General features: G+C 64.9%; 28 protein-coding genes, 5 tRNA genes and 1 pseudogene. 13 read left to right on the plus strand and 21 right to left on the minus strand.

What is annotated here, in order from left to right; all coding sequences use genetic code 11:
• The first annotated feature begins 73 nt into the window (after positions 1-73).
• Positions 74-466, plus strand: coding sequence for a fluoride efflux transporter CrcB (gene crcB, locus AC5P88_RS08775; RefSeq protein ID WP_049430634.1), 393 nt, complete (start codon positions 74-76; stop codon positions 464-466).
• A 3-nt stretch (positions 467-469) separates the two neighbouring features.
• On the opposite strand, the gene AC5P88_RS08780 is transcribed toward crcB, so the two are convergent.
• Complete coding sequence (locus AC5P88_RS08780; protein WP_495224817.1) at positions 470-1,303, minus strand: AraC family transcriptional regulator; 834 nt, start codon at positions 1,301-1,303, stop codon at positions 470-472.
• Between the two features lie 134 nt (positions 1,304-1,437).
• Between AC5P88_RS08780 and AC5P88_RS08785 the strand changes: the two genes are divergently transcribed.
• The gene (locus AC5P88_RS08785) at positions 1,438-1,932 is read left to right on the plus strand and encodes a DUF6265 family protein (RefSeq protein ID WP_495224804.1); all 495 of its coding nucleotides are present in this window, start codon (positions 1,438-1,440) and stop codon (positions 1,930-1,932) included.
• A gap of 58 nt (positions 1,933-1,990) precedes the next feature.
• On the opposite strand, the gene AC5P88_RS08790 is transcribed toward AC5P88_RS08785, so the two are convergent.
• Both AC5P88_RS08790 and AC5P88_RS08795 read right to left on the minus strand, forming a co-directional pair.
• Entirely contained in the window at positions 1,991-2,401 is a 411-nt protein-coding gene (locus AC5P88_RS08790) for an SRPBCC family protein (protein ID WP_106548976.1), read from the minus strand.
• A 19-nt stretch (positions 2,402-2,420) separates the two neighbouring features.
• On the minus strand, positions 2,421-3,440 hold the full coding sequence (locus AC5P88_RS08795) for an aldo/keto reductase (protein ID WP_111112226.1): 1,020 nt from the start codon (positions 3,438-3,440) through the stop codon (positions 2,421-2,423).
• Positions 3,441-3,543: 103 nt separating this feature from the next.
• On the opposite strand from AC5P88_RS08795, the gene AC5P88_RS08800 reads away from it, so the two are divergent.
• On the plus strand, positions 3,544-4,461 hold the full coding sequence (locus AC5P88_RS08800) for a LysR family transcriptional regulator (RefSeq protein WP_106548978.1): 918 nt from the start codon (positions 3,544-3,546) through the stop codon (positions 4,459-4,461).
• Positions 4,462-4,471: 10 nt separating this feature from the next.
• On the opposite strand, the gene AC5P88_RS08805 is transcribed toward AC5P88_RS08800, so the two are convergent.
• Positions 4,472-4,990 carry a P-loop nucleotide/nucleoside kinase family protein gene (locus tag AC5P88_RS08805; protein WP_495224805.1) on the minus strand — a complete coding sequence of 173 codons (519 nt, stop codon included), beginning with the start codon at positions 4,988-4,990 and terminating at the stop codon, positions 4,472-4,474.
• A 261-nt stretch (positions 4,991-5,251) separates the two neighbouring features.
• On the opposite strand from AC5P88_RS08805, the gene AC5P88_RS08810 reads away from it, so the two are divergent.
• The 3 genes from AC5P88_RS08810 (at position 5,252) to AC5P88_RS08820 (ending at position 7,500) form a co-directional block, all read left to right on the plus strand.
• Positions 5,252-6,328, plus strand: coding sequence for an alpha/beta hydrolase family protein (locus AC5P88_RS08810; protein WP_495224806.1), 1,077 nt, complete (start codon positions 5,252-5,254; stop codon positions 6,326-6,328).
• 90 nt (positions 6,329-6,418) lie between these two features.
• Positions 6,419-6,619, plus strand: coding sequence for a hypothetical protein (locus tag AC5P88_RS08815; protein WP_495224807.1), 201 nt, complete (start codon positions 6,419-6,421; stop codon positions 6,617-6,619).
• 116 nt (positions 6,620-6,735) lie between these two features.
• Complete coding sequence (locus tag AC5P88_RS08820; protein WP_106548982.1) at positions 6,736-7,500, plus strand: thioesterase family protein; 765 nt, start codon at positions 6,736-6,738, stop codon at positions 7,498-7,500.
• Between the two features lie 15 nt (positions 7,501-7,515).
• Here AC5P88_RS08820 and AC5P88_RS08825 read toward each other — a convergent pair whose 3' ends face one another.
• The gene (locus AC5P88_RS08825) at positions 7,516-7,785 is read right to left on the minus strand and encodes a hypothetical protein (RefSeq protein WP_106548983.1); all 270 of its coding nucleotides are present in this window, start codon (positions 7,783-7,785) and stop codon (positions 7,516-7,518) included.
• Positions 7,786-7,909: 124 nt separating this feature from the next.
• A complete protein-coding gene (locus AC5P88_RS08830; RefSeq protein WP_111112220.1) occupies positions 7,910-8,614 on the minus strand; it encodes an ArsR/SmtB family transcription factor in 705 nt (234 codons plus the stop codon).
• 103 nt (positions 8,615-8,717) lie between these two features.
• On the opposite strand from AC5P88_RS08830, the gene AC5P88_RS08835 reads away from it, so the two are divergent.
• On the plus strand, positions 8,718-9,365 hold the full coding sequence (locus AC5P88_RS08835; protein WP_495224808.1) for a flavin reductase family protein: 648 nt from the start codon (positions 8,718-8,720) through the stop codon (positions 9,363-9,365).
• A gap of 4 nt (positions 9,366-9,369) precedes the next feature.
• On the opposite strand, the gene AC5P88_RS08840 is transcribed toward AC5P88_RS08835, so the two are convergent.
• The 3 genes from AC5P88_RS08840 to AC5P88_RS08850 form a co-directional block, all read right to left on the minus strand.
• On the minus strand, positions 9,370-9,897 hold the full coding sequence (locus AC5P88_RS08840; protein ID WP_495224809.1) for a DUF4124 domain-containing protein: 528 nt from the start codon (positions 9,895-9,897) through the stop codon (positions 9,370-9,372).
• 92 nt (positions 9,898-9,989) lie between these two features.
• Complete coding sequence (locus AC5P88_RS08845) at positions 9,990-10,499, minus strand: GNAT family N-acetyltransferase (protein ID WP_495224810.1); 510 nt, start codon at positions 10,497-10,499, stop codon at positions 9,990-9,992.
• Positions 10,500-10,577: 78 nt separating this feature from the next.
• On the minus strand, positions 10,578-11,075 hold the full coding sequence (locus AC5P88_RS08850) for a GNAT family N-acetyltransferase (protein WP_495224811.1): 498 nt from the start codon (positions 11,073-11,075) through the stop codon (positions 10,578-10,580).
• A gap of 107 nt (positions 11,076-11,182) precedes the next feature.
• Between AC5P88_RS08850 and AC5P88_RS08855 the strand changes: the two genes are divergently transcribed.
• Positions 11,183-11,587, plus strand: a complete 405-nt coding sequence (locus tag AC5P88_RS08855; RefSeq protein ID WP_495224812.1) for an NUDIX hydrolase — start codon at positions 11,183-11,185, stop codon at positions 11,585-11,587.
• 73 nt (positions 11,588-11,660) lie between these two features.
• Here AC5P88_RS08855 and AC5P88_RS08860 read toward each other — a convergent pair.
• The 3 genes from AC5P88_RS08860 to AC5P88_RS08870 all read right to left on the minus strand — a co-directional run bounded on the left by AC5P88_RS08860 (position 11,661) and on the right by AC5P88_RS08870 (position 12,094).
• Positions 11,661-11,734 (minus strand) — tRNA-Cys (locus tag AC5P88_RS08860).
• Between the two features lie 66 nt (positions 11,735-11,800).
• Positions 11,801-11,876 (minus strand) — tRNA-Gly (locus tag AC5P88_RS08865).
• A gap of 142 nt (positions 11,877-12,018) precedes the next feature.
• Positions 12,019-12,094, minus strand: a tRNA-Gly gene (locus AC5P88_RS08870).
• Positions 12,095-12,224: 130 nt separating this feature from the next.
• On the opposite strand from AC5P88_RS08870, the gene AC5P88_RS08875 reads away from it, so the two are divergent.
• The gene (locus tag AC5P88_RS08875; RefSeq protein WP_495224813.1) at positions 12,225-12,626 is read left to right on the plus strand and encodes a hypothetical protein; all 402 of its coding nucleotides are present in this window, start codon (positions 12,225-12,227) and stop codon (positions 12,624-12,626) included.
• Entirely contained in the window at positions 12,619-13,068 is a 450-nt protein-coding gene (locus tag AC5P88_RS08880; RefSeq protein ID WP_106548990.1) for a hypothetical protein, read from the plus strand. The genes AC5P88_RS08875 and AC5P88_RS08880 overlap by 8 nt, the downstream gene beginning before the upstream one ends.
• Positions 13,069-13,070: 2 nt before the next feature.
• On the opposite strand, the gene AC5P88_RS08885 is transcribed toward AC5P88_RS08880, so the two are convergent.
• Genes AC5P88_RS08885 through AC5P88_RS08900 form a run of 4 tightly spaced genes read right to left on the minus strand, consistent with a single transcriptional unit; the run spans position 13,071 to position 17,326 of the window.
• Positions 13,071-13,991, minus strand: coding sequence for an HlyD family secretion protein (locus AC5P88_RS08885; RefSeq protein WP_286075455.1), 921 nt, complete (start codon positions 13,989-13,991; stop codon positions 13,071-13,073).
• Positions 13,988-14,716 (minus strand): ABC transporter ATP-binding protein, encoded by a 729-nt coding sequence (locus tag AC5P88_RS08890; RefSeq protein ID WP_100443199.1) that lies wholly within the window; start codon positions 14,714-14,716, stop codon positions 13,988-13,990. Before AC5P88_RS08890 ends, AC5P88_RS08885 begins: the two co-directional genes overlap by 4 nt.
• Before the next feature lie 10 nt (positions 14,717-14,726).
• Entirely contained in the window at positions 14,727-15,866 is a 1,140-nt protein-coding gene (locus AC5P88_RS08895) for an ABC transporter permease (RefSeq protein ID WP_100443198.1), read from the minus strand.
• Positions 15,863-17,326: an efflux transporter outer membrane subunit gene (locus AC5P88_RS08900; RefSeq protein ID WP_100443197.1), complete on the minus strand. Its 1,464-nt coding sequence runs from the start codon at positions 17,324-17,326 to the stop codon at positions 15,863-15,865. The genes AC5P88_RS08895 and AC5P88_RS08900 overlap by 4 nt, the downstream gene beginning before the upstream one ends.
• 29 nt (positions 17,327-17,355) lie before the next feature.
• Between AC5P88_RS08900 and AC5P88_RS08905 the strand changes: the two genes are divergently transcribed.
• The gene (locus tag AC5P88_RS08905; RefSeq protein WP_495224814.1) at positions 17,356-17,865 is read left to right on the plus strand and encodes a hypothetical protein; all 510 of its coding nucleotides are present in this window, start codon (positions 17,356-17,358) and stop codon (positions 17,863-17,865) included.
• Between the two features lie 67 nt (positions 17,866-17,932).
• On the opposite strand, the gene AC5P88_RS08910 is transcribed toward AC5P88_RS08905, so the two are convergent.
• Positions 17,933-18,008, minus strand: a tRNA-Gly gene (locus AC5P88_RS08910).
• Between the two features lie 115 nt (positions 18,009-18,123).
• Positions 18,124-19,230, minus strand: coding sequence for an NAD(P)/FAD-dependent oxidoreductase (locus AC5P88_RS08915; RefSeq protein WP_100443196.1), 1,107 nt, complete (start codon positions 19,228-19,230; stop codon positions 18,124-18,126).
• 343 nt (positions 19,231-19,573) lie between these two features.
• On the opposite strand from AC5P88_RS08915, the gene AC5P88_RS08920 reads away from it, so the two are divergent.
• Positions 19,574-20,251 carry a hypothetical protein gene (locus AC5P88_RS08920; RefSeq protein WP_157806718.1) on the plus strand — a complete coding sequence of 226 codons (678 nt, stop codon included), beginning with the start codon at positions 19,574-19,576 and terminating at the stop codon, positions 20,249-20,251.
• A 1,178-nt stretch (positions 20,252-21,429) separates the two neighbouring features.
• Here AC5P88_RS08920 and AC5P88_RS08925 read toward each other — a convergent pair.
• Entirely contained in the window at positions 21,430-21,816 is a 387-nt protein-coding gene (locus tag AC5P88_RS08925) for an NAD(P)/FAD-dependent oxidoreductase (protein WP_202911063.1), read from the minus strand.
• 274 nt (positions 21,817-22,090) lie between these two features.
• Between AC5P88_RS08925 and AC5P88_RS08930 the strand changes: the two genes are divergently transcribed.
• Positions 22,091-22,270: a hypothetical protein gene (locus tag AC5P88_RS08930; RefSeq protein WP_146146952.1), complete on the plus strand. Its 180-nt coding sequence runs from the start codon at positions 22,091-22,093 to the stop codon at positions 22,268-22,270.
• 63 nt (positions 22,271-22,333) lie between these two features.
• Here the strand turns inward: AC5P88_RS08930 and AC5P88_RS08935 are convergent.
• A tRNA-Gly gene (locus AC5P88_RS08935) sits at positions 22,334-22,409 on the minus strand.
• Positions 22,410-22,583: 174 nt separating this feature from the next.
• A pseudogene (locus AC5P88_RS08940) lies at positions 22,584-22,706 on the minus strand (IS110 family transposase); the annotation flags it as partial.

Raw genomic sequence — 22,706 nt, forward strand, 5'->3', positions numbered from 1 at the left:
AACCCGGTGTTCGTCGATGGCAGGCCGTGCCTGCCCTCGGCGTTCGCCATCGACCCTGCACTCGAGGCACGCGATGCAAACGCTGAACAACTATGTCCTGGTCTTCATCGGAGGTGGCATCGGCGCCTGCCTTCGCCATGCCTGCAACCTGATCGGCGCCCGGGTGGCCGTCGGCAGCCCCTGGCCGTGGTCGACCTTCCTGATCAACATCAGCGGCGCGCTGCTGATGGGCGTGGTGGTCGAGGTCTTCGCGATGCGCAATGGCGCCTCGCCGCAGCTGCGCCTGCTGCTCGCCACCGGCATCCTCGGCGGCTACACCACGTTCTCCACCTATGCGCTGGAGATCGGCCTGCTGCTGCAGCGCGGCCAGCACGGGCTGGCCGCGCTGTATGCCGGTGGCTCGGTGGCACTGGGCCTGGCCGGCCTGTTCGGTGGCATGAAGCTGGCCCGGCTGGTCCTGGGCTGAGGCTCAGGCCGCGCCAGCGCGCGCCTGTCCGCGCCATTCGCGTGGTGACTGCCCTGTGTGCGCCTTGAACGCGCGCGAGAGTGCCGCCTCGCTGCCATAGCCCACCTCATCGGCAATCCGCTTCAGCGGTCGGCCCTGGCGCAGCGCCTGCTGTGCCAGCCCTACCCGCCAGCCCTGCAGGTACTGGCCGGGTGTGGTCCCCATCGCCTCGCGGAAGCTGGAGGCGAACACGCTGCGTGACATGCCGGCCACCTCGGCCAGATCTTCCAGCGTCCATCCCTGCGCCGGGGCTTCATGCATCGCCACCAGCGCCAGCCGCAATCGCGGATGGCCAAGCCCGGCGAACAGACCGCCGCGCATTTCGCCACCTTCCATCAGCTGGCGCAGCACCTGGATCATCACCACCTCGAACAAGCGGTTGACCATCGCCGCGCGCCCGCAACGCTGCTCGAACGCCTCTTCGAACAACAACTCCAGCGCGGCGTTGCCGCCATACAGCTCGGCCAGTGGCAGGCAGATGAAATCAGGCAGCGCGGCACTGATCGGATTCAGCCGGCCGCCTTCGAAATGCAGGTTCGCACAGGCCATGTCGGCGCCCTGCTGCGGATCGCTGCTGAAGCGGTGCGGCATCGGGCGCGGGTACAGCAGCAGGCTGGGCACCTCGACCTGTACGGTCTGCTGGCCATGACTGACCTGCAGCGGGCCACGTCGCACCAGGTGCAGCTGGCCGGCCTCATCCTCGCCGTCCAGCGTGTTGATGCCGCACAGCGCACCGGCATGGAACACCGAGGCGGTGACCGCGAAGCGTTCAAGCAGAATGGCGAGGCGATCGACCATGGCGGGACGTTGGGTCAAGCGAGACAGGCTCAGTGCGACAGATCGTATCGGAATCACTGCAGGAAAGGGGGGCACTGGCCCGGCGATCCACCGGGCGCTATACAGGCCACAGATTCCCGCGCATGGAGGCACCGATGTCGATCCGCATCGCCCCGGCCCTGCTGACGCTGCTGCTTGCGGTGGCCCACGCACAGGCCTCGCCGCAGTCGAAGATCGAACACCTGGCCTGGCTGGCCGGTTGCTGGCAGCTTGATGGGCAGCCGCCCGGCGCCGGCGAGCAGTGGTCCAGCCTTGCTGGAAACACCCTGTTCGGCAGCAGCCGCAGCCTGCGTGACGGGCGAACCGTCGGCTTCGAATTCATGCAACTGCGCCAGCACGATGATGGGCGCCTGGTGCTGACCGCCCTGCCCTCTGGCCAGAACGCCACGGACTTCAACGCCACGCGGGTCGATGGCAACGAAGCGGTGTTCGAGAACCCGGCCAACGACTTTCCGCAGCGCATCCGCTACCGGCGCCTGGACGAGCAGCGGGCGCATGCGCGCATCGAGATCGCGCAGGACAATCCGGAACAGGCAATGGATTTCCCGATGCACCGCATCGCCTGCGGTGGGCCGGCTCCCGCACGCTGACACACAAACGCCCCGGACCGGCCGGGGCGCCTGCATGGAATCAACGCACCGCCGGCGATCACCCGGCCAGCGTGGTTTCCAGTGCCTTCAGGCCATCGCGATAGATTCCCTCGAACAATGCGGAAGCCTCTTCGCTGCTGACCCCGACCGGGACGAACTCACCGGACCAGTCGATCCGCGAACCGCTGCCCTGCTCAACCACACGCAGGGTGGAACGGTAGCCGGTGACCGGGAACGGTGCCTGCAGGATCGAATAGGTGTAGCTGCGATCAGCCTGGTCGAACGCTTCCAGGCGTTCGACGATGGCCTCGCCATCAGGATTGGCCAGATGGCGCACGCGACCGCCTTCGCTGAGCGTGCTCTGGGGAATGTACGGAAGCCAGTCGGGCAGCGAATCGAAGCCGCCGATGAGGTTCCAGACCTGGTCTGCCGGGGTCGGTACGGTGATGGATACAGATGCAGTTGCCATGGAAAGGTCTCCTTGTGACTCAGATGTTGTCGATCGGCAGCGGGGCGTTGGCAGCGACCAGGCCCTGGGCGCGCAGTTCCTGCCAGAACCCGGCCGGGATGATTTCCTTAAGTGCGGCATAGTCTTCGGCGATGCGCTCAGGACGACTGGCGCCCGGGATCACGGCCGCCACTGCGGGGTTTGCCAGCGAGAACTGCAGGGCGGCCGCCTTGATGCTGATGCCGTACTCGGCGGCGATGGCCTTGATGCGCTCGACCTTGGCCAGGATCTCCGGCGACGCCTTCTGGTACTCGAAGTGGCTGCCACCGGCCAGAACGCCGGAGCTGTAGGGGCCACCGACCACGATACCGGTGTTGCGCTCGACCGCCTTCGGCATCACCCGCTGCAGCGCACGCTCGTGGTCGAGCAGCGAGTAGCGGCCGGCCAGCAGGAAACCATCCGGACGGGCTTCGTCCAGGTCCAGGGTCAGCTCGATCGGCTCGACACGGTTGACGCCCAGGCCCCAGGCCTTGATCACGCCCTCCTCGCGCAGGCGGGTCAGCACCTTGAAGGCGCCGCGGCGTGCGGTCTCGAAGTAGGACAGCCACTCATCGCCGTAGAAGTCCTGGGCGATGTCATGCACCCAGACGATATCCAGGCGATCGGTCTTCAGGCGCGTGAGGCTGTCGTCGATTGAGCGCAGGGTGGCATCGGCCGAATAGTCGTTGACCAGCTTGTTGGGACGGCCGGCGACGAACAGGCCGCCCTTCTCGCCAAGGTCGCGGGCGCTGGTGTCTTCCACTTCGTCCAGGATCAGGCGGCCGACCTTGGTACTCAGCACGAAATCGTCGCGGTTGCGCTTGGCCAGTGCGTCGCCAAGGCGGATCTCGGCCAGGCCGGCACCGTAGAACGGGGCCGTGTCGAAGTAGCGGGTGCCCTGCTCCCAGGCTGCGTCCACCGTGGCCTGGGCCTCGGCTTCCGGAATGTCACGGAACATGTTACCCAGCGGGGCGGTGCCGAAGCCGAGGGTCTTGCCAGCCAACAGAGTGTTGATGCTCATGGAGTTCCCCTTGGGGAGGTTGTTGAGGTTGAGGCACAGGCTAGGCTTGCCCGATAAGACTGTCCAAGACATAATTTCTTAATCTTGAGTCCCCCGAGGTCTTATGCTCGATCTCCGCCAACTGCGCTACTTCGTGGCCGTCGCCGAAGATGAACATGTCGGCCGCGCTGCCGAGCGCCTTCACATCTCCCAATCCCCGCTCAGCCGGCAGATCGCCCAGCTGGAAGAACGGCTGGAACTGCAGCTGTTTGAACGCTCGCAGCAGCGCATCCGGCTGACCGCCGATGGCCGCACCTTCCTGGCCGAGGCACGGGCCCTGCTGACCCACGCCAACCGGCTGGAATCGCTGGCGCGCCGGCTCGGCCGCGGCGATGAAGGTGGCCTGTGCATCGGCTATCTGGAGTACGCGATGCACTCGGGCGTATTGCCCGCCGCCCTGCGCGAACTGCGAGGCGATCGCCCGGCGGTGCATATCGCGCTCTACAACCAGCAGTCGGACGTGCAGCTGGAAGGCCTGAGGCAACGCAGCCTGGATATCGCCCTGGTCTGCGAACCACCGGCGTTCGACGACCCGGACCTGGAAGCGACGCAGGTGCTGAACGACCCGATGCTGCTGGCCGTGCCGGCCGCGCACGCGCTGGCCAGCGCGGAAATCATCACGCCCGCGGATCTGGCCAGCCAACAGTGGATCGGCGTGATGCACAAGGAAAACGCACTGCGCCACGACACCTTCATCGCCGCGTGTGCGAAAGCCGGGTTCACCCCGACCATCGCCATGGAAGCGACCGAGCCACTGGCCGCGCTTGGCCTGGTTGCCGCCGGCCTGGGCCTGACCACCGTCCAGCAGAGCCTGGATCACCAGGCGCCGGACGGCGTGGTGCTGCGTGAGCTGCCGTGGTTCAGCTACCGCACGCCGCTGTGGGCGGCCTGGCACCGCATCAATCTGCGCCCCCTGGTCGAAACCTTCCGCAGGACGCTCGTGCGCACCGCCACCGAAGGCAAGCCGGCATTCGGCGACTGAGCCGACGGCGCTATACCGGGCCGGCCTCCGTATGCCGGATCACCACGAAGCCCTCTTCCTTGGCCGGTGCCACGAAGTGACGGGTGATCTGCTCGAATTCCTCATCGCTGGCCTGGAAGGGATGCTCGCCGCGCGCATTGCGTGCACGCAGCCGCGCCTTGCAGACTTCGTCGGCAACATCGAGGAAGTGCAGTTGATGCGCGGCGCCCACTGGCGAGAACACCTCACGCGCCCACGCATGGGTGGCAGGCGTGTTGAAGGGAAAATCAAGCACCACCGAAACGCCGGCCTGCAGCAGCGCACGCAGATGCTCGGTCAGCACGCTGCGCAGCGTGGCTGCGCGCTGCAGATAATCGGCGATGGAGTGGATTTCGCCCGGATGCAGCGTGGCCAACCAAGCATCTTCGCTGATCAAAACGTGGCGAGGCTTCGCCGCCAGCTGTTGCGACAGGGTCGATTTTCCTGCCCCAATCTTGCCGCACAGCAGGTGCAGGGTTGCGCCGTCGGCGGCGGGTGAAGTGTGTTGCATCTGCGATCTCCTCGGTGGATTCCAGTTCCCGGGAGAGCGCTGCGTGCAATCCGCCTTCCCGGGCGGGTTGCAGGGCCATGACGACCGCGCGCTACCCCGCCTTCCCGTGGGGAATGCGGATAATCGACGCGGTGACGTGCGGGACCATGTCGACAGCGTAGAGCACCGCCTGTTCGGCCCGCAATCCCCTGCGGCAGTGCAGCGCGCGCAACGTTTCGCTGGCATCTATGCTCGGCGCCATTCCCGCATGGAATGACCACGATGCGCCCCTTGCTTCGATGTGCCCTCGCCCTTGGCCTGCTGCTTCCTTCGACGGCATTGCTGGCAACGCCACCCACGGCGCCACGCACGCTCAGCGGCGAGCTGCAGGGCGCCCCCTGGCGGCTGGATGTACCGGCAGACTGGAACGGCGATCTGGTGATGCTGGCCCATGGCTATGAGCCCGTGGGCGTGCCGCGCACCACGCCGATGGCTGCCAGTGACAGCACCGCAGCACTGCTGGCTGCGGGCTACGCCGTCGCGCAGAGCGCGTATTCCGGCCAGGGCTGGGCGGTCGCCGAGGCGATCACCGACATGGAGCACCTGCGCCAACACGCATTGGTGGAACTCAAGCACGTGCGACACACCTGGATGCTGGGCTTCTCGATGGGCGGTGCCGTGGCCATCGGCAGCCTCGAGCGCTTCCCCCAGCACTATGCCGGTGGTGTGTCGCTGTGCGGCGCCAATCTCAGTGGCGAACAGATCGCGGCCGACCTGCTGACCACGCTGGTCGCATTCGATTACTTCTTCCCCAAGGCTGAGGGGCTGCCTGGCACCGGGTTGGCATCGCGCGAAGCAGCCATGCTGCCGCAGGGTGAGCTGTACCAGGGTATCGCCACTGCATTGCAGCGCGACCCAACGCATGCCGCGTTGCTGGCGCAGCGGCTGCAGGTTTCCCCCGACGAAGTAGCCGGCACGATCAGCCTGCACGCCCTGGTCCTGCATGAACTGGCCACACGCAGCGGTGGCATGCCGGTCGGCAACATGGGCGTGGTCTATAGCGGCTTCGGCGATGACTCCGCATTCAACGCCGGGGTGCGGCGCCTGGATGCTGTACCTGCCGCGCAGGCCAAGGTGCGCGCGACGCTGGCGCTGACCGGCGCCCTGAAGCGCCCGCTGGTGATCCAGTTCAACCACAACGACCCAACCATCGTGCCGCACATGCAGACGGTGTATCCGCAGCTGGCCGCACACGCCGGTGCGCGGCCAGCACCGCGGGTACTGCCATCGGTGGGCGAAGGGCATTGTGGCTTTTCGGAAGCACAGGTGGTCGACGCCTTGAAGGCGGTACGGCCCTGAGTCCACCGCGTGCCGCAGCGCATCAGGACCGTCCAGGAAGTGCTGCTATGGTGGCCCGGCCCATTGACGGGCACACAAAGGACTGACGTGATGATCAAGATGACCTTGAAGGCCGTGATGCTCCTTGGCATGGCCGTGACCGGCCTGGCCTTCGCCGCAGATTCCTGCGAGTTCTGCGCCTTGCGGTACGAACAATGCCTGCGTGCAACCCATGGACCGCTGGGCAAGACCTCCGAGCAGTGCCTGGCCGAGTACAAGCTGTGCCGTGAAACGGACTGCCCGTCGCCCTGACCGGTGTCCGGCCGGCTCCTTCGGGGGCCGGCTCAGCCCGCCATGCAGCCGAACGCTTACGATGCAGAGACCGGTGGAGTTCCTGCCGCCCCCTCCCTGCTGAAACAACGCATACGATGGCCTTCTTCGAACGACTGAGCGACACCCGCTACCTGCCGACCGAACACACCGGCGGCGCCTGGAACATCCGCGAACAGCACATCGCGCCTGCGATCGGACTGCTGGCCCACCACCTGGAACGCGACGCCGCCGCACGTGGCCACGGCTTCCTGATCGCGCGCCTGTCCTACGACATCCTCGGCACCATTCCGATCGAAGCGATGGAGGCCGACGTGCAGGTGCTGCGTGGTGGTCGCACCATCGAACTGGTCGAAGCCACGCTGCGCCATGACGATCGCGCGGCGCTGCGCGTACGTGCGTGGCTGATGCGTCCGAACGATACGCAGGCCATCGCCGGAACGCCGATCACTGCCATCGCGCCACCGGAATCGATGCCGGCGTGGGACCCGGGCACGGTCTGGCCCGGCGGATTCATCAGGAGCGTGGAGATCCGCCGACACGATCAGGGTCCCGGCCGTGCCACCTACTGGGCGCGTGCAAAGCATGCGCTGCTGGACGGCGAGACCGTCAGTCCACTGGCGCGTGCAGCCACCCTGTTCGATCTGTCCAATGGCATGGCCGTACGCGCCGATCCGAAGGAGATCGCCTTCCCCAACCTCGATCTGACCGCTCACCTGTTCGGCACGCCCGAAGGCGAATGGCTGGGCTTCGACACGTCAGTCTCGTTCGGCCGCCAGGGGCTTGGCCTGACCAGCACGGTGCTGCACGATGCGCGCGGTCCAATTGGCACGCTTGGCCAGGCCTTGACCGTGCGCCCGTGACGGCAACGGGCGGCGTCAGCCGCCCAGCGTGCCCATGGTAAAGGTGTAGCCGGAGCTCATCAGGAATTCGCGCATGCGCATCTCCGCGCGCCGTGGCGAGGCCAGGTTGGCAGGCGCATACAGTGCATACACCAGGCCCGATCCCTCGATATTCTCGCGGCGGACCTCGCAGCGGGCGGTCTCCGAGGCAATCACCCATCCGTCCTTCAGCCGCTCCGGTCCAATGGATTGCCCGTTCTTCAACCGAAAGGTCAGCCAGCGCACATCTGCCATGATTTTGCTCATTTCCGTTTCGCTCCGTGCCCGAAGCGACCCGTGATGTCCTTGCTCGCCATTGCAGCTCCCTGAGACGTGGAACTCGACCATAACGCCTTGCCATGTCGCGGGCCGCTGAGACTGATCAGTCGGCTCAGGTCGCAAGGCTGAACAGCCGCCACAACGCCTCACGCCCAGGTGGCGTCAGCCGCAGTTCGCGTCGGCCCTCGACGCGCCGCAGCCAATCGTTGTTCACGAAACTGTCCAGCATCGCCTCACCGACCAGCCCTGCCAGGTGTGGCCGCCGTTCGGTGCAATCCAGGCAACCACGGCAGTAGCGCGCCGGCTTGGCCGTCACCGGCTGCTGCAGGAGCTCGCGCAACGGCAGGCCCAGCCCGGCAAGGAATCCGGCGCCCCCAGCGCTGATCCGCCAATGCCCTTCGCACGGCAGTACATGCCCCGCCTGCAGCAGGCGATCGGTGATGGCTACCGCGTGCACGCCAGCCAGGTGCCGATAGCACGAACGCGCCTCGCGCAGTGCAGGCATGCTGCGTGACGCTGCGGCGGTGCACGAGGGCGTGTGGTCGGCCACGCGCAGGATGCCTTCGAGCATCTCTGCCACCTCGCTTGATGCCAGCCGGTGGTAGCGATGCCGCCCCTGCGCCACCGCCACCAGCAGGTCGCCCTCGACCAGCCTGCGCAGGTGCGTGCTCGCCGTCTGCGGGGTTACCCCGGCCACGCGCGCCAGCTCCATCGCGGTATAGGCCCGTCCATCCATCAGCTGCAGCAGCATGGCGGCACGCGCCTGGTCCCCGACCAGGGCACCGACACTGACAAGGGAACCGGAGGTGTGGACCATGCTGCATTGTGGCATGCCGTCATCTGCCGACAGTTCGATGCAGGCCGAAGCGTCTGCAGCCGATGGCACGGCACAGTGGCCGCCCGCAACCGCGAGACCTGCCGTGAAGACCGCTTCGATCCATCGCCGCCGCATCACCCCTTCGGTCCTGTACCCGGGCACGCCCGTGCTGCTGATGACCACGTTGAATGACGATGGCAGCAGCAACATCAGCCCGCTTTCTTCGTTCTGGGCACTGGGCAACCGGGTGGTACTGGGCCTCGGCACGCAGGGCCAGGGCTATCGCAACCTGCAGCTGCGCAACGAGTGCGTGCTGAACTTTCCCTCATCCGCGCAGGCCGCACAGGTCGAGGCCATCGCCAGAGCGACCGGCTGCAACCCTGTGCCGGCCGCCAAGCAGGCGATGGGCTACGTGCACGTGCGTGACAAATTCGCGCTGGGTGGGTTCAGTGCCGTCGCGTCGATGCATGTTGCTCCGCTGGCCATTGCCGAGTGCCCGCTGCAGGTGGAGGCCAGCGTAATGGCGATGCATCCGCCCGGCGAGGATGATGGCCAGGGCTTCGTGATCGTCGAAGCCCGCATCCGCTGCGTGCATGCGCACGAAGACATCACCGTGGACGGCACCCAGCACATCGATGTGGCGCGCTGGAAACCGTTGATCTACCTGTTCCGGCACTACCTGGGTGTAGGAGAGCCGGTCGGGCGCAACTTCCGCGCGGAAACGCCCATGCGCGCGTCTGCCGCGCAGTGACCAGTCAATTCGCAGGGGCGGTCGAACTGCTGAACTTGTCGCGCACCGACCGCTCACGTTCGCGCCGGACCGATGCACACTGTTCGCGCGCATTCGACATCTGCGTATCTGCTGCAACGCGCTCAGCGCTCAACGACTGCTGCAGGCTGGCGATCTGTGCACGGATGCCGGAGTCCTGTGTCGCGCCGGCCAGGTTGGTGTCCGCCGCGGCAAGTTGACGATTCAGCTCGGCGACCTGCCGGCCAACCTGCTGGCTGCGGGACTCCAGCGGACCATAGATGCGCGAGCGCTCGCCCTGCACGCAGTTGCGCTCGGCGATGCCGGCGTCGGCCAGTTCGGTGTTCTGGTACACCGCCGCGCGGTTCGATGCCTCCCCCGCCGTTTCCGTGGAGGAACGGCTGGAACGCAGCTTCATGGGTTCAGCGCCGGCAGCACAGGGATTCTGGCTGTACACCGTTTCGCCGGATGCGCCCTTGCACTTGTAGACCTGGGCCGATGCCAGCGGGGCACACCCCAGCAGGATCATCGCCATCACTGCCTTCCCTTTCATCCTGCACCGCTCCCTGGTTCATTGGACAACCGCCACGATACGGTGGTTTGGTGGCGACTGCACGCTGCCGCCGTTCAGACCGTTTCGCCCTGCAGATCGAGCACATCCGTGGTCCAGCGGCGCGCTCCCAGCGTGGCCACCATGCCACCGCGATAGACGAACCGACGTGCGTGACCATCTTCAATGAAGCAGGTCTCGTTCTGCATCGGCACATAGCCCGCAGAAGCATAGTGCCGATGATCCAGAGCGAACAGCACGGCGAAATCGATACCGTGCCGGCGCAGCTCTGCATGGGCCGCCTCGATCAGGCGCGAGGCAACGCCTTGCCGGCGAACGTCGGCACGCACCACCACGCCGCCGATCAGGCCGATGCGTTCCGGCTCGCCGTCCAGCAGTGCATTGCGTTCGTACAGTGCGAGGTGGGCGACCACGTGATCACCTTCCATCGCCAGGACCAGAGCGACCGGCCCCGGGATGGCGTAGCCCTCGCCCTGCATGTCCGGGAAAGCCTGGCGGAGCAGATCCACCGCCTGCTGACGGTGTTCCGGCGCCACGCGCTCCCTGCTGGATACCTGAACGTGCATTGCCCTGTCTTCCTGCAACCTGTGTCCAGCCTCATCGTGCCACGGAAACATGACCGTACCCGCGGCAACGTTTCACTGTCAGTGCAGTGTGATCCAGTACGAGACGATATCCGTGTAGCTGCCCTCGCGCTTGACTGCCCGCGGCTCCCTGCCGAGTACGCTGAAACCCAGCGATTCATACAGCCCGCGCGCGGCAGTATTGTCCGCCAGCACCGTGAGGGTGAGCGATTCAATGCCTTCGGCGCGCGCAGACGCAAACGCAGCAAGAAGAAGCTGGCGGGCGACACCCTGGCCACGATGGTCGGTGCCCACGTGGACGCTGTGTACTTCCGCCGTATGCCGTCGCGCCATCCGCATCGGGCGTACGTAGCGCAGGAAGCCCGCAAGCATGCCGTCGATGAAAGCGCCGAAGTAGCGCGTGCCGGGATCAGCAAGCTGGGCGCGCATCACGTCTGCCGTCTCATTCTGCGCCTCGGCCAGCGTGGACAGGAACGCAGCGGGCGACTCGCGAAGCGCCTGCAACCGTGCCTGCCAGAGAATGTCGGCGTCGTCAGCACCAAGTTGCTGGATGAACATGCGACACACCTGCGGGGTTGTTGATGCACAGGCGCCCAGCCTAGCGCGGGTCCGCCTGATGCGGCGTGCATGCAAGAATGAAGAACGTCCCTTCTTCACCCAACGCCATGACTGAACTGCAGATTCCCCGGGTGGGATGTGGCGCCGTCGTCCGTGATGCCGACGGCCGCATCCTGCTGATCCAGCGCGGACGCGAGCCGGAGCGCGGGCATTGGGGCATGCCCGGTGGAAAAGTCGACTGGATGGAAACGGTGGAGGCTGCCGTGGTCCGTGAAATCCGCGAGGAGACGGCGCTGGAAGTGACGTTGCTGCGCCTGCTGTGCGTGGCCGATCATTTCGAGCCGGCGCTTGCGCAGCATTGGGTCGCGCCGATCTACGAAGCCCAGGCAATTGCCGGCATCGAAGCCTCCATCCAGGAGCCGGGCGTGCAGACCGGGCTGGGCTGGTTCGCGCGCGATGCCCTGCCGCAACCGCTGACCCAGGCCACGATGCAGGCGCTGGCCCGGTTGTAGCGGGTATCGATCCGGGCGCGTGCCGGTATCCAGGCAAACAAAAAAGCCCTGACCGAAGTCAGGGCTTTTCAATTGGAGGCCTCAAGCGGAATCGAACCGCTGTAAACGGATTTGCAATCCGGTGCATAGCCACTCTGCCATGAGGCCAACGTACTGCGCGCCAGGAACGTAGCCCTGACAAGACAAAACCCCAAGATGGGGCCTGTCGGAACATGGAGCGGGAAACGAGACTCGAACTCGCGACCTCAACCTTGGCAAGGTTGCGCTCTACCAACTGAGCTATTCCCGCGTAAGCCGACATGCTACCGGAAATCCGGAAAACACACCAGCGATTTCACCTTTCTGACTGCGCGTAGAGCCTTGTGGCCCAACGTGCCCCGCCTTGCCGTGGCGGGAGAAAAACAAGGCCCCTACCGGGGCCCTGTAGAATCTGGAGCGGGAAACGAGACTCGAACTCGCGACCTCAACCTTGGCAAGGTTGCGCTCTACCAACTGAGCTATTCCCGCAGATTCCGTTCGACCTGCGTCGAAGGAGCGCTATTGTGTCCAAATTCCTTCACGCCGTCAACAGTCTTCACATCATGCGGTCACGGGCGTCCGCGCTGGGGTACGCTGCCCCGCCCGGCCCCGTTCGCCCATGCTCCTTCGCGGCACGCCCCTGTTGATCGCCCTGCTGCTGCATCTGCTGGTGGCCCTGCTGTACTGGGCACTGATGCCGATGGGAATGAACTGGTATCGCGACCATTTCGGCTTTACTTCACATCGTGACGTCGGCCTGGGCATCGCCCAGTTCTATCTGTTCTGGATGTTCATTGGCGCCCAGCCGCTGATCGCCGTGCTGCGGCCGTTCTTCGCCAAGCTGCTGGTGCTGGCGATTCCCCTGGCGTTCGCGAGCTGGACACTGATGCACAACCACCCGCTGCGCCTGCTGTACTTCACCGTCGGGCCCGGTTTGCTGGCACTGGCCGCGATCGTCCTATCCGCGTGGCATGCATCACGCAACCATCTGCCCGCCACCACGGACACCGCCGATGCCTAGACGCTACGTCCGCCTGTTCTGGCTGCTGGTCGCGCTGACCTGGCTGGCGCTGATCGCCGCGCTGGTCAATGCCGGCTTCACTCCGGACTATTGGCTGCTGCATCGCTTGGAAGGCGCCGAGCTGCCCTACCCGACCAGCACCGTCATCGTGTTCGCACTGCTGGGAACGGTCGAGCTGGTGGTGGCCGCCTTGATCGTGCGGCCCTGGAAACTGAAGCGGCTGTGGTTGCGCCTGCTGATCGCCTTCGCGCTGCTGCTGGCGTGGTCGGTGCCATGGATGCTCTCGGCCATGCACCAGCCGCCGGTACATGGCACCCACCTGCTGTGGTTACTGCTGCTGGATGTGGGCCTGCTGCTGGCGCTATGCCTTGTCTCGGTGGTGAGCGCGTGGCGCATGCTCCGGCATCGCAGGGCCCATGAACCAGCCCCGCCACCGGGCTGAAGTTACTTCCGGAACTCCACGCGCACGTGCTGGCCGAAGCGCGCCTTGGCCTCACCATCGAACTCCAGCACGCACTCCACCACCTTGGCTACGCCACGGCCTGCGTCTTCAGGCAGGCGCGCCTGCGCGAACACCGGGCTGATGCGCACCACGCGCGCCGGCGGCAGCGTGCCGGTGTTCTCGGCGCCATCGCTGTCCGGCACCACGGTGGCCTGCATGCCTACCTGCACCGCGTCGGCGTAGGCAGCACTGAGTTCGGCACGCACCTGCAGCGGGCGCGCCGGCAACAACGAGATCGCCGGCTTGCCGGCCTGCACGAAGGCGCCGAGGCCCGGCACCTGGCCGACCACGGTGCCGGCTTCCGGCGCGCTCAACGACATCTGCTGCAGTTTCAGCCTGGCGTGCTCCAGCTTGTGCTGGGCCATATCGACCTGCGCACCGGCAACGTCGACGTCGGCACGTACGCCGGCCAGCTGCTGCTTGGCCGCATCGGCCTGCTGGTTCGAGGTCACGCCTTCGCTGGCGCCCGTGGACAGGCGGGTGGCGTTGCGCTCCAGCTCGCGCAGCTGCGCCTGGCTGCCCTTCAGGCGGTCATTGGCCAACGCCAGGTCGGCGGTGGCCATTGCCACTTCCTGCTGCAACAGGGCGCCATCCAGCGACAGCAGCAGCTGCCCCTTCTTCACCACGGCGCCTTCCTTCACCGGCGCAGCGGTGATCGAGCCATCCACCGGCGGCGCCAGTGCGATCAGCCCGCCTTCGACGTCGATGATGCCCCGCGCCACGGCGACCTTGCCGGCGACGGCAGTTCCCGCCTTGCCTGAGGGGGCCGATGCGGGGGTGGGCGCTTCCCTGGAACAGGCACCGAGCAGCAATGCCGCGGACAGGGCCAGGCTGAGGGGAAGCAGGTGCGACGTCTTGGTCATGGGGCGGACTCTACAGTTTCGTTCTGGCGGCGGTCATCACGGACCATGCCGTCTTCCATGGCGATCACCCGATCGGCATGCCGGATCAGGCGCGGATCGTGGCTCACGCACAGCACGGTGGCGCCATGCGCACGTGCGTAGCGATGCAGGATGTCGATCACGCGCTGGCCATTCTCGGCATCCAGCGCGCTGGTGGGTTCATCGGCGAAGATCAGCGTCGGCGACTTGGCAAACGCGCGGGCGACAGCAACGCGCTGCTTCTCACCACCGGACAGCTGCGCCGGGCGCATGTGGCTGCGATGGCTGAGGCCGACTTCTTCCAGCGCACGGCGCGCCAGCGGTTCGCTTTCGCGATTGCTCATGCCGCGGTAGCCCAGTGGCAGCTGCACCTGCTCCAGCGCGGTCAGTGCCGGGAACAGGTTGAAGCCCTGGAACACGAAACCGACATGGTGCAGGCGGAAACGCTCCACTTCGCTGCGGCTCATGTGGCCCACATCCTGGCCGAGTGCATGCACGCGACCACCATCTGGGGCGGACAGGCCGGACAGCAGCGACAACAGCGTGCTCTTGCCGCAGCCGGACGGGCCGGATACTAGGGTCAGCTCGCCGGGATAGATGTCCAGCGACAGGCCACGCAGCACCGGCACCTGCACATCGCCGGACATGAAGCCCTTTTCCAGTGCGTCGGCCTGCAACGTGGGGGCGACGGCATGTTTGAAGGTCATCGGCCGTTCCTCAACGCAGCAGCAACGATGGATCGGAGCGGACCACGCTGCGCACCGCCATGATGCTCGACAGCATGGCCATCACCGCAACCAGCGCCACGCAACCGAGGATCACCACCGGCGTCAGCTGCACCGGCACGCGCTGGGTCTGCGCGATCAACAGCACCACCGTGCTGAACGCCGCCGCCAGCAACATGCCTACGCCGCCGATCAGCAATGCCTGCTCGAACACCACCCGCGCCAGCGCATAGCGGCCCGCACCGAGTGCATTGAGCGTGGCGTACTCGCGCACCGAACCGGCCACCACCGAAGCGAACGACTGGTTGGTGATCACCGCACCGACGAAGCAGACGATGACGGCCATGAACAACACGGCGATACCTGCGCCGGTATCGAACAGCCAATACTGCTGCGAGCGGCTGGCGAACTCCGGTGCAGTCCAGAACTCGACCGGTGTGGCCTGGCCCATCGACGCCGCAAGGCGGTCACGCACGCGATCGGCCAGTTCCGGCGAGCGCAGGCCCGCCACGAAATAGGTGCTGCCCTCATGCGGGTCGGTGCCGGCGATGGCGCGCGCGGTGTCGAGCGAGGCCAGCACGTTTACGCCACCCAGGCCACGCAGGCCCGGCTGCGCGGCAACCACACGCACCGCCTTGCCGTTGATCCACGCGCGGTTGTTCTGCAGGTCCACGCCCAGCGTATCCAGGTCGGCGCTGTCCACGATCACGGCGCCCGGTTCGCGCAGCTGTGCACGCAGATCGGCCGGCAGGATGCGAGCGAACATCATCGCGTCGTCGCGGGTGGAAATGCCGGACAGGTACACCGACACATTGCCGGTGCCCTGCGCACTGGAACGCCACTCACCATCCACCCACTCGTAGGGTTCGACGCGGGTGACATCCGGGTCCATGCGCAGGTGGCTTTCAACATCCGCGCTGATCGCATGCCCGTAGTTGACGCTCTGGGTGCCGGGGAAACCGGCCCAGATATCGGCCGAGGATGCCTTCACGTAGATCGCGGCGGTGCCGAAGATGCCCAGTACCAGGGCGGCCTGCACGATCAACAGCACGCCGGCGAAGCACATCGCCAGCACCACCGGCAGGAACCGGCGCCACTCGTAGGCCAGGGTCTTGCGGGCCAGCGCGATCATTGCACCTCGCCCTCAGCCTCGACCGGCAGCGGTGCGCCGCCAAGGGCACGGTACAGCGACGCAAAGGCCAGCACGCGTGCGCCCTGCGCACCGATCAGATCAGCCTGCGAGGCCAGCGCGGTACGCTGCGCATCGAGGCCATCGAACTCGCTGGACAGGCCCAGCTGCACCTGCCGCGCCTGGCGCTTGACCTGCTGCCCGGCGGCATCATTGGCCGCACGCAGCGATTGGATGCTGCTGTCCTGCCGCGCCAGGCTGCCCAGTGCGCCTTCCACTTCACTCACGCCCTCCAGCACTGCCTTGCGATAGCCGAGCAGCGCGGCATCCAGCTGCTTCTCATCGGCATGGAAGCGCGCACGGCGCTGGCCCCAGTCCCACAGCGGAATATCGATGTACGGGCCGATCGACGGGCTGGAATCGGAATTGGAGCGTGCGTTCTGGGTGAGGTTGTAGGCGTACAGGATCGAGCCGCCGAGGCTGACCCGCGGATACATTGCCGCGCGCGCGGAGCCCTTGCTGGCCGCGGCCTGCATCACCTCGGATTCGGCCAGCAGGATCTGTGGCCGGTGGCGCAGCAGATCCGCAGGAACCTGCTGCAGCGAGAACGTGCCCAGCTTCGGCGGCGTTCGGTACGCGCGCCAGGCTGGATCCGGCCCATCGCGGCCGAGCAGCAATGCCAGCGCGCGGGCCGCGTTGTCAGCGTTTTCCCGAGCCTGTGCGATGGCGGCGCGGGTGGCGGCCTGGCGTGCACGCAGGCGGTCCAGCTCGCCCGGCTCGTCCAGGCGCAGGCGCTGGCGGACCAGGGCCAGCTGCTCGCCGCGGTCATCCACGGTCTGTTGCCGGGCCAGCAGGTCCTGCTGGGCCTGCGCCACGGTAAGGTCCAGATAGCTGCGCACCACGTCGGCAATCACCGCCACCTGCGCGGCATTGCGCAGCGCCTCGGCATTGCCGGCCGAGGCCTGCGCGCTGAGCTGCGCGCTCTCGGCGGCGCCGAACAGGCCCAGGTCCCAGATCGCTTCGATGCCGGCATGGAAATAGGTATCGACCGCAGCAGCGTCCTGCACCTGCTTGGCGCTGGCCGAGATTTCCGGCAGGAAGCGCGAGTCCGAGGTGCCGGCGACGATCCGCACGGCCTGCAGCCGCAGCGTGGCCTGCTGCAGGTCGAGGTTACCGGCGATGGCCTGGTCCACCAGGCCGTCCAGCGCCGGGTCGGCCAGTACCTTCCACCACTGCTTGGCATCCACCGCCACGCCCTGCCCCTGCGGCACCTGGGTCCAGGCGCTGGGTGTGCGATCAGGCAGGTCCGGGACGGACACCGACATGCAGCCAGCCAGAGCCAGGCTTGCCAGCAACGCGCCGGGGCGCAGCACTGCCTGCAGGGAAAATCCGCGCCCGGTCCTGGGCACTGCCACTGGAGTGATACGCCTGACCACCAGCCCGCCAACGTGTAGAAGGAGCATGAAGGCTACCGTGCGATTGTGGAGCGAACATGGAGAAATGGTCCGAAAAAGGTCACAACACGCGTGCGGTTCAGGCAACGATGCCGTTGGCCTTTCACTACGCTTTCAATGCGTTCTCAACACGGAACACTGGACGGCTTTCACGGCGTATTGCACATTGCGGCACTGCTTTGCTTCGACGCTGCCCGACCGTGAAACGTCCCCACAGCTGGCTGTTGATTGGCTCGATCACGACAGCGACTGTCGGCGTGATCGTGCTCGTTCTGACCACCCCGCTGGTCTCGAACGCCATGCTGCTCCTGATGGAGCGCAGCAACTTCATCCCCGGTGAATCCTCGATCTTCACCTTCGAGCCGTATGCCCTCAACCAGGGCTCCTCGAACTACTGGGTGTACGGCAGGGACCGGACCTACTACTACCACTTCACCTACGAAGATGACGTTCCCTACGTCTACATCCCACAGGACAACCGCTGCCCCGCCTTCGAGCCCCAGGACGCCCGGACCTGGTGCAGCGCCCTGCCCGGCAAGGCACGCTAGCGCGGCAGCGGTGCAACCGGTGTGACAAACGAAAAACGCCCCCTTGCGGGAGCGTTTTTCTTGAATCTGGAGCGGGAAACGAGACTCGAACTCGCGACCTCAACCTTGGCAAGGTTGCGCTCTACCAACTGAGCTATTCCCGCAGATTTCGTTCGACCTGCGTCGAAGGAGCGCTATTGTGTCGATATTGCTGCACGGCGTCAACAGGAATTTTCACCTGAAGTGAAGGGCGGCGTTCAGGCCTCCAGGACCAATACCTCAGGTCCGCAGGCCACGGCGGTGGAAGTAGACCTGCTCGGCAATGCGCCGCGTGGCCGCCGTGTGCAGCAGCGCGTTGAGCGGCCAGTCGACCTGCAGATGATCCATCGCCCAGCGCAGCAGGCGCTTTCCATGGAATGCCGGCGCCACCTGCCGCGCCACCCGTTCCGCTTCCGGCCCCTGCCCACGCAGATGGCGGGCCATCGCCTCGCCGACCGCCCAGCCATGCCGCCACGAGGAGTGGATGCCCCCGGCGGAGAGCGGCGAGACGATGCCCGCCGCGTCGCCGGTCAGGATCACGCGTTGGCCGGTAATCGGCCCATCCGGCCGGCCGCAGGGCACCAGGCCGGCGCGGGTGGCCGAGGGACGCGCCGAAGGCGGAATGCCGACCACATCGCGCACGTGGCCGAGGAAACCTTCAATATCCGGCGGCCGCACCTGTCGCGGATCATGACGCAGGGCCAGCCCGACCTGCAGGCCGGTTGGATTCTGCGCGACCCAGCCGATGTAACCCGGCGCGTAGCGCTTGTTGACGAAGCAGTGCAGCGCGTCGCCCTGCGTGACCTGCAGGCCGGCGAACTCACGTTCGACGCCGTAGAGGTTGTCACGCACCTGACCGAGCCCGGTGCGCTGTGCCACACGTGAGCGTGCGCCATCAGCGCCAACCAGATAGGCACATCGCCCTGCCCCATCCACCAGCCAGCCGTCACCATTGCGATGTGCATCGGTGAAGGACTGCTGCAGGCGCAGGTCGACACCATTTGCGCGCAGCTCGCTGGCCAGCCAGCGCATCAGGTTCGGCGTATCGGTGGTGAGGAAGTAATAGCCGGGCGCGGCCAGCAACACGCTGCGCAGATTCGGCGCATACAGGCGCACGTTTGCAACGCGTTGCACGAGATGTTCGGGCATGCGCCCCAGCCAGGTCTGCTCCATCGCCTCTTTCACCACGATGCCGGTGGTGTGCAGGCGCTCGCCGGGGTCGGCCTTGCGTTCCAGCACGCAGACGCGCAGGCCGTACTGGGCAGCAGCCAGCGCGCATGCGGCACCGGCGAAACCGGCGCCGACGATGACGACGTCGTGGTCATAGGCGGAGGGAGTGTGAGGCATTGCGGCATCGCCGTGGAGAGTCGGAGATGCAGCTTCGCTAGCGCGGATGGAGGGGCGATGGAGTGTGGGTGAAGTGGGGATGAAGCATGCAACTTGCCAACGGGAAAACGTCTTCAGTTTCGGGATCGCTTTTCTGCTTCGACTCTTTGCGCATCACCTCATCAGGAAACGCAACCTACCCTCCTGATGCATTCATTCTTACCTATTCAGCATATTCTGCAACTAGTTGCATGTTTGATCCTACTTCGAGCATCTATAACGAAATGTCGCGATTCCATCGCTCTGGCAGCACTATCGAATGTCACTTCGCACAACCCATTGGGCCTCGACAGGACCTCTCATCTTGGCAACCGGCCGCACCACCCTTTCACTGCTATTGGTTTCGATGGCATTAATCACATCGGGATGCCGGACGGCAGCTGTCATCAGCAAGGAAATTGCACTTTCCACGACCACGCGCGCATCTTCGAGAACATTCAACTTGACAGCCCAACTGCCGGCACAGCTGCACATGACTCTTGTCGCACACTATGCACCACGAGATGCGAAAGATCTGAACTGCAGCGGAGTAACTTCCTTTGTGAGCAACATCCCCGGCCCGAGATCTGTCACAAAGGCATTTCATCTATCCAGCCCGGATGAATCCAAGCCATCACGTGTAAACATCCCCGTGCATTACTCCATCGGAGCTTGCAAACTGCCACTGGAAGCGGTCGGACTAACACTCCAGAACGAACCTAGAAAGAGCGCAATCAATTCAGGGGAGTACCGCTTCCATCTACATGTCCGAGATGCAACCGAAGACGCTACTTATCTGAATGCGGGGATCAAGGAGCTTCGACTCACCCAGCACTGCAAGCAACTCGTTCATCAAAGCAGCTCTTCCAAGGAAGAGTTGAGGAAGTTACTGATCTGCGACGGGAAAAAAGAGGTCAATCTCGATCGTAAGAATCTTAAAAAAATGAGCGTTCGCCTACACGTTACGCTGGACCCGATCGAAGCTCCTCTCTATCAGAAATGACAAGGATTGTCAGGGAGCGCTGCTGATCCACACACCATGCATCGCAGTCAACGAAGCACCGCGCGCTACGAAAGGACCGCCGCATCAGACTCCGACCTTATGAATCAGCATGAGGACCGCCTCGTCCTGTCGTCTACCTTCTTGATGGATTCAATTTCGCGACCTTCCGTCTGCTTCCGGCCAGTGCAGAACAACACCGAATAGGCCTCTGCTGAGTGCACAGAAGAATTCAGCCTGAACACATACGCCAAGCCTGGCCGCAGTTCCAACACTCTCTCCCTTCCTCTCAAGGGTTCGACAGCGTATGAGCTGGGCACACGCCCATATGAGAAGCAGTCACCGGGTTTCAGCATCAATGGTGCAGCACCATCCTTCAGTTCAATGCTCCAGACCCCATCGTTCTGATCACTGGCTTCAGACAGCGTTGCCCAGCCTATGGGGAAAGGTGATCGGGCCTTTTTCGGAAGGCAGATCGCAGGCCGCCCATCAATAAGGGAAACTTCGGCTTGCTTGTCATATCCCAGAGGAGTCGCATGCGCATTGACAGAAAAAACGAGCATCCCGACGGCAACCAACGGTCGAATCATCATGGAACTCCGGATGTAGATGAATAGAAGGTTTCGGCGTCCATTCATATCAATGAAGCTGGCATGCCAACGCCCGTCCATTGAGCGATGAGCATCGCGCCGTGCAGTCAATATGCAGATGGAAAAGCAGCTGAGCGCAAGGGGCCCACCAACATAGCTTCTCCATCAACTCGTACTTTCTTGGTTCTTCCTTGCCCATCACGTCAGCAATGGCAACTGTACCAAGGGGCAAGCCCGGCTGAACTCACTGTGAGAGAGAGCTCGCTTGCGAAAGCGCTACCGATGCTCTGGATATCGCACAACGCCGAGGTATCTGCCATGTCAGCTGACCATTTGCGACATTCTGCGCAGCTGTCGAGCACTACGATCAATTCATTCAAAGTTGCCTGCGTTGTTCACTCGCCACCGACGTCCACCTTGCATCCAGGCACAACCGTTTTGTGCGACGACCAACAGGTAGGTGCCGTCCGCAAAGCTGACACCAACGATGACCATGTCGAGATCCCAGGTGGAGAAAGATCACAGCATCCACTATCGGGCAGAAGCAACGCCCCCGTCCGAGAACGTTGCTTGCAGGACTTCTTTGCGCCGTCAGGCCACCATAATCCGCAGCGAATCTGCAGACGCCAGGATCTCCGCATGCTCACCCGTGGGCGGATAGATCCATTCGGTGTTGATCCGGGTCCTGAGCGCCTTGGCTTCAGCGCCGGACAGCGTTACCTGGCGATCCCAGCCCTCGGTGTAGACAGCACCCCACGGCCCCAGGTCCAGGCAGGTCACGTACTTGGGCTGCGCATACGGAATCATCGCTTCCCCGGTCAGGTCAGCCGCGGCGTTGTGTCCGGCGGAGCGCCCCAGGTTCATCGCGTGCTGGCAGGACATCATCGCCACGTTGCCCTCGTCATCGGTGGCGGCATGCGCGCAGTCCCCGGTGGCGAACACCGCGTCGACACTCTTCGCCTTGAGAGTGCGATCCACATGCGGGTGACCCACCGCATCGTGCTAGCCAGGAATCTGAGCAGTCAACGCACTGGCACGTGCACCGGCCGTCCAGACAACGGTGGCGGCGTCGATGCGTTCTCCGTTTTCCAACGTCACGCCCTCCGCATCCACGCGAGCGACGCCCGAGCCCAGACGCCAGGACACACCCAACTCCCTGTGGGCGCTGCGCGCTGTTTGATGGTGCCCCACCCGCTGGGCCAACCGCGGTGTGTGCGTCATCCACGCGGTGATGATCAATGCGCAGAAGGCCATGCGCGAAGAACTGGCACGTTCCAACCTGCCCTCGATTGCCGAGGGCGTGCAGGGCAAGGGACGCCCGGGGAGTTTCGCCGGTGATGTGCAGGCGTGGTTTGCCGACCGCCAGGTGGCACGCGAGGAAGCGCGCATCACCGGCATGCGTTGGCGCGCGACGGCGCAGGACAATGATTGATCTGCGCGGGTACCGCCGCGCATAACGAAAAACGCCCCCTTGCGGGAGCGTTTTTCTTGAATCTGGAGCGGGAAACGAGACTCGAACTCGCGACCTCAACCTTGGCAAGGTTGCGCTCTACCAACTGAGCTATTCCCGCTTGGGAGGCGAAATTTTACCTATTCCAAGGATGCCGTCAAGCGCTTTTTTTTCAGAGTCTGCGAGGCGCCTTGCACCGCGTATCCACGCATGGCGTGGATCTACCATGGCATCCCCGCAATCCGATTGATCCGCATCCTCCGTGGATGCCGCATTTCCAGTAGCAACTGTCTTGTCAGGGGCAGCCGAGGGCCACCTCGGCGTCTCGCTTACGGGCGTTGAGGATCACCAGCATTTTGCGCATGACCGCCACGAGCGCCACCTTGCTTGCTTTGCCCTTGGCCTTCAGGCCAGCGTA

The sequence above is a fragment of the Stenotrophomonas sp. YJH_SMC_8 genome, from assembly GCF_059371315.1.

What these genes read in the sequence shown, in the direction of transcription:
- crcB (WP_049430634.1), top strand. Translation starts at nt 74, where the DNA reads ATGCAAACGCTGAACAACTATGTCCTGGTCTTCATCGGAGGTGGCATC.
- AC5P88_RS08780 (WP_495224817.1), bottom strand. Translation starts at nt 1,303, where the DNA reads ATGGTCGATCGCCTCGCCATTCTGCTTGAACGCTTCGCGGTCACCGCC.
- AC5P88_RS08785 (WP_495224804.1), top strand. Translation starts at nt 1,438, where the DNA reads ATGTCGATCCGCATCGCCCCGGCCCTGCTGACGCTGCTGCTTGCGGTG.
- AC5P88_RS08790 (WP_106548976.1), bottom strand. Translation starts at nt 2,401, where the DNA reads ATGGCAACTGCATCTGTATCCATCACCGTACCGACCCCGGCAGACCAG.
- AC5P88_RS08795 (WP_111112226.1), bottom strand. Translation starts at nt 3,440, where the DNA reads ATGAGCATCAACACTCTGTTGGCTGGCAAGACCCTCGGCTTCGGCACC.
- AC5P88_RS08800 (WP_106548978.1), top strand. Translation starts at nt 3,544, where the DNA reads ATGCTCGATCTCCGCCAACTGCGCTACTTCGTGGCCGTCGCCGAAGAT.
- AC5P88_RS08805 (WP_495224805.1), bottom strand. Translation starts at nt 4,990, where the DNA reads ATGCAACACACTTCACCCGCCGCCGACGGCGCAACCCTGCACCTGCTG.
- AC5P88_RS08810 (WP_495224806.1), top strand. Translation starts at nt 5,252, where the DNA reads ATGCGCCCCTTGCTTCGATGTGCCCTCGCCCTTGGCCTGCTGCTTCCT.
- AC5P88_RS08815 (WP_495224807.1), top strand. Translation starts at nt 6,419, where the DNA reads ATGATCAAGATGACCTTGAAGGCCGTGATGCTCCTTGGCATGGCCGTG.
- AC5P88_RS08820 (WP_106548982.1), top strand. Translation starts at nt 6,736, where the DNA reads ATGGCCTTCTTCGAACGACTGAGCGACACCCGCTACCTGCCGACCGAA.
- AC5P88_RS08825 (WP_106548983.1), bottom strand. Translation starts at nt 7,785, where the DNA reads ATGAGCAAAATCATGGCAGATGTGCGCTGGCTGACCTTTCGGTTGAAG.
- AC5P88_RS08830 (WP_111112220.1), bottom strand. Translation starts at nt 8,614, where the DNA reads ATGGTCCACACCTCCGGTTCCCTTGTCAGTGTCGGTGCCCTGGTCGGG.
- AC5P88_RS08840 (WP_495224809.1), bottom strand. Translation starts at nt 9,897, where the DNA reads ATGGCGATGATCCTGCTGGGGTGTGCCCCGCTGGCATCGGCCCAGGTC.
- AC5P88_RS08845 (WP_495224810.1), bottom strand. Translation starts at nt 10,499, where the DNA reads ATGCACGTTCAGGTATCCAGCAGGGAGCGCGTGGCGCCGGAACACCGT.
- AC5P88_RS08850 (WP_495224811.1), bottom strand. Translation starts at nt 11,075, where the DNA reads ATGTTCATCCAGCAACTTGGTGCTGACGACGCCGACATTCTCTGGCAG.
- AC5P88_RS08855 (WP_495224812.1), top strand. Translation starts at nt 11,183, where the DNA reads ATGACTGAACTGCAGATTCCCCGGGTGGGATGTGGCGCCGTCGTCCGT.
- AC5P88_RS08875 (WP_495224813.1), top strand. Translation starts at nt 12,225, where the DNA reads ATGCTCCTTCGCGGCACGCCCCTGTTGATCGCCCTGCTGCTGCATCTG.
- AC5P88_RS08880 (WP_106548990.1), top strand. Translation starts at nt 12,619, where the DNA reads ATGCCTAGACGCTACGTCCGCCTGTTCTGGCTGCTGGTCGCGCTGACC.
- AC5P88_RS08885 (WP_286075455.1), bottom strand. Translation starts at nt 13,991, where the DNA reads ATGACCAAGACGTCGCACCTGCTTCCCCTCAGCCTGGCCCTGTCCGCG.
- AC5P88_RS08890 (WP_100443199.1), bottom strand. Translation starts at nt 14,716, where the DNA reads ATGACCTTCAAACATGCCGTCGCCCCCACGTTGCAGGCCGACGCACTG.
- AC5P88_RS08895 (WP_100443198.1), bottom strand. Translation starts at nt 15,866, where the DNA reads ATGATCGCGCTGGCCCGCAAGACCCTGGCCTACGAGTGGCGCCGGTTC.
- AC5P88_RS08900 (WP_100443197.1), bottom strand. Translation starts at nt 17,326, where the DNA reads ATGCTCCTTCTACACGTTGGCGGGCTGGTGGTCAGGCGTATCACTCCA.
- AC5P88_RS08905 (WP_495224814.1), top strand. Translation starts at nt 17,356, where the DNA reads ATGGAGAAATGGTCCGAAAAAGGTCACAACACGCGTGCGGTTCAGGCA.
- AC5P88_RS08915 (WP_100443196.1), bottom strand. Translation starts at nt 19,230, where the DNA reads ATGCCTCACACTCCCTCCGCCTATGACCACGACGTCGTCATCGTCGGC.
- AC5P88_RS08930 (WP_146146952.1), top strand. Translation starts at nt 22,091, where the DNA reads ATGCGCGAAGAACTGGCACGTTCCAACCTGCCCTCGATTGCCGAGGGC.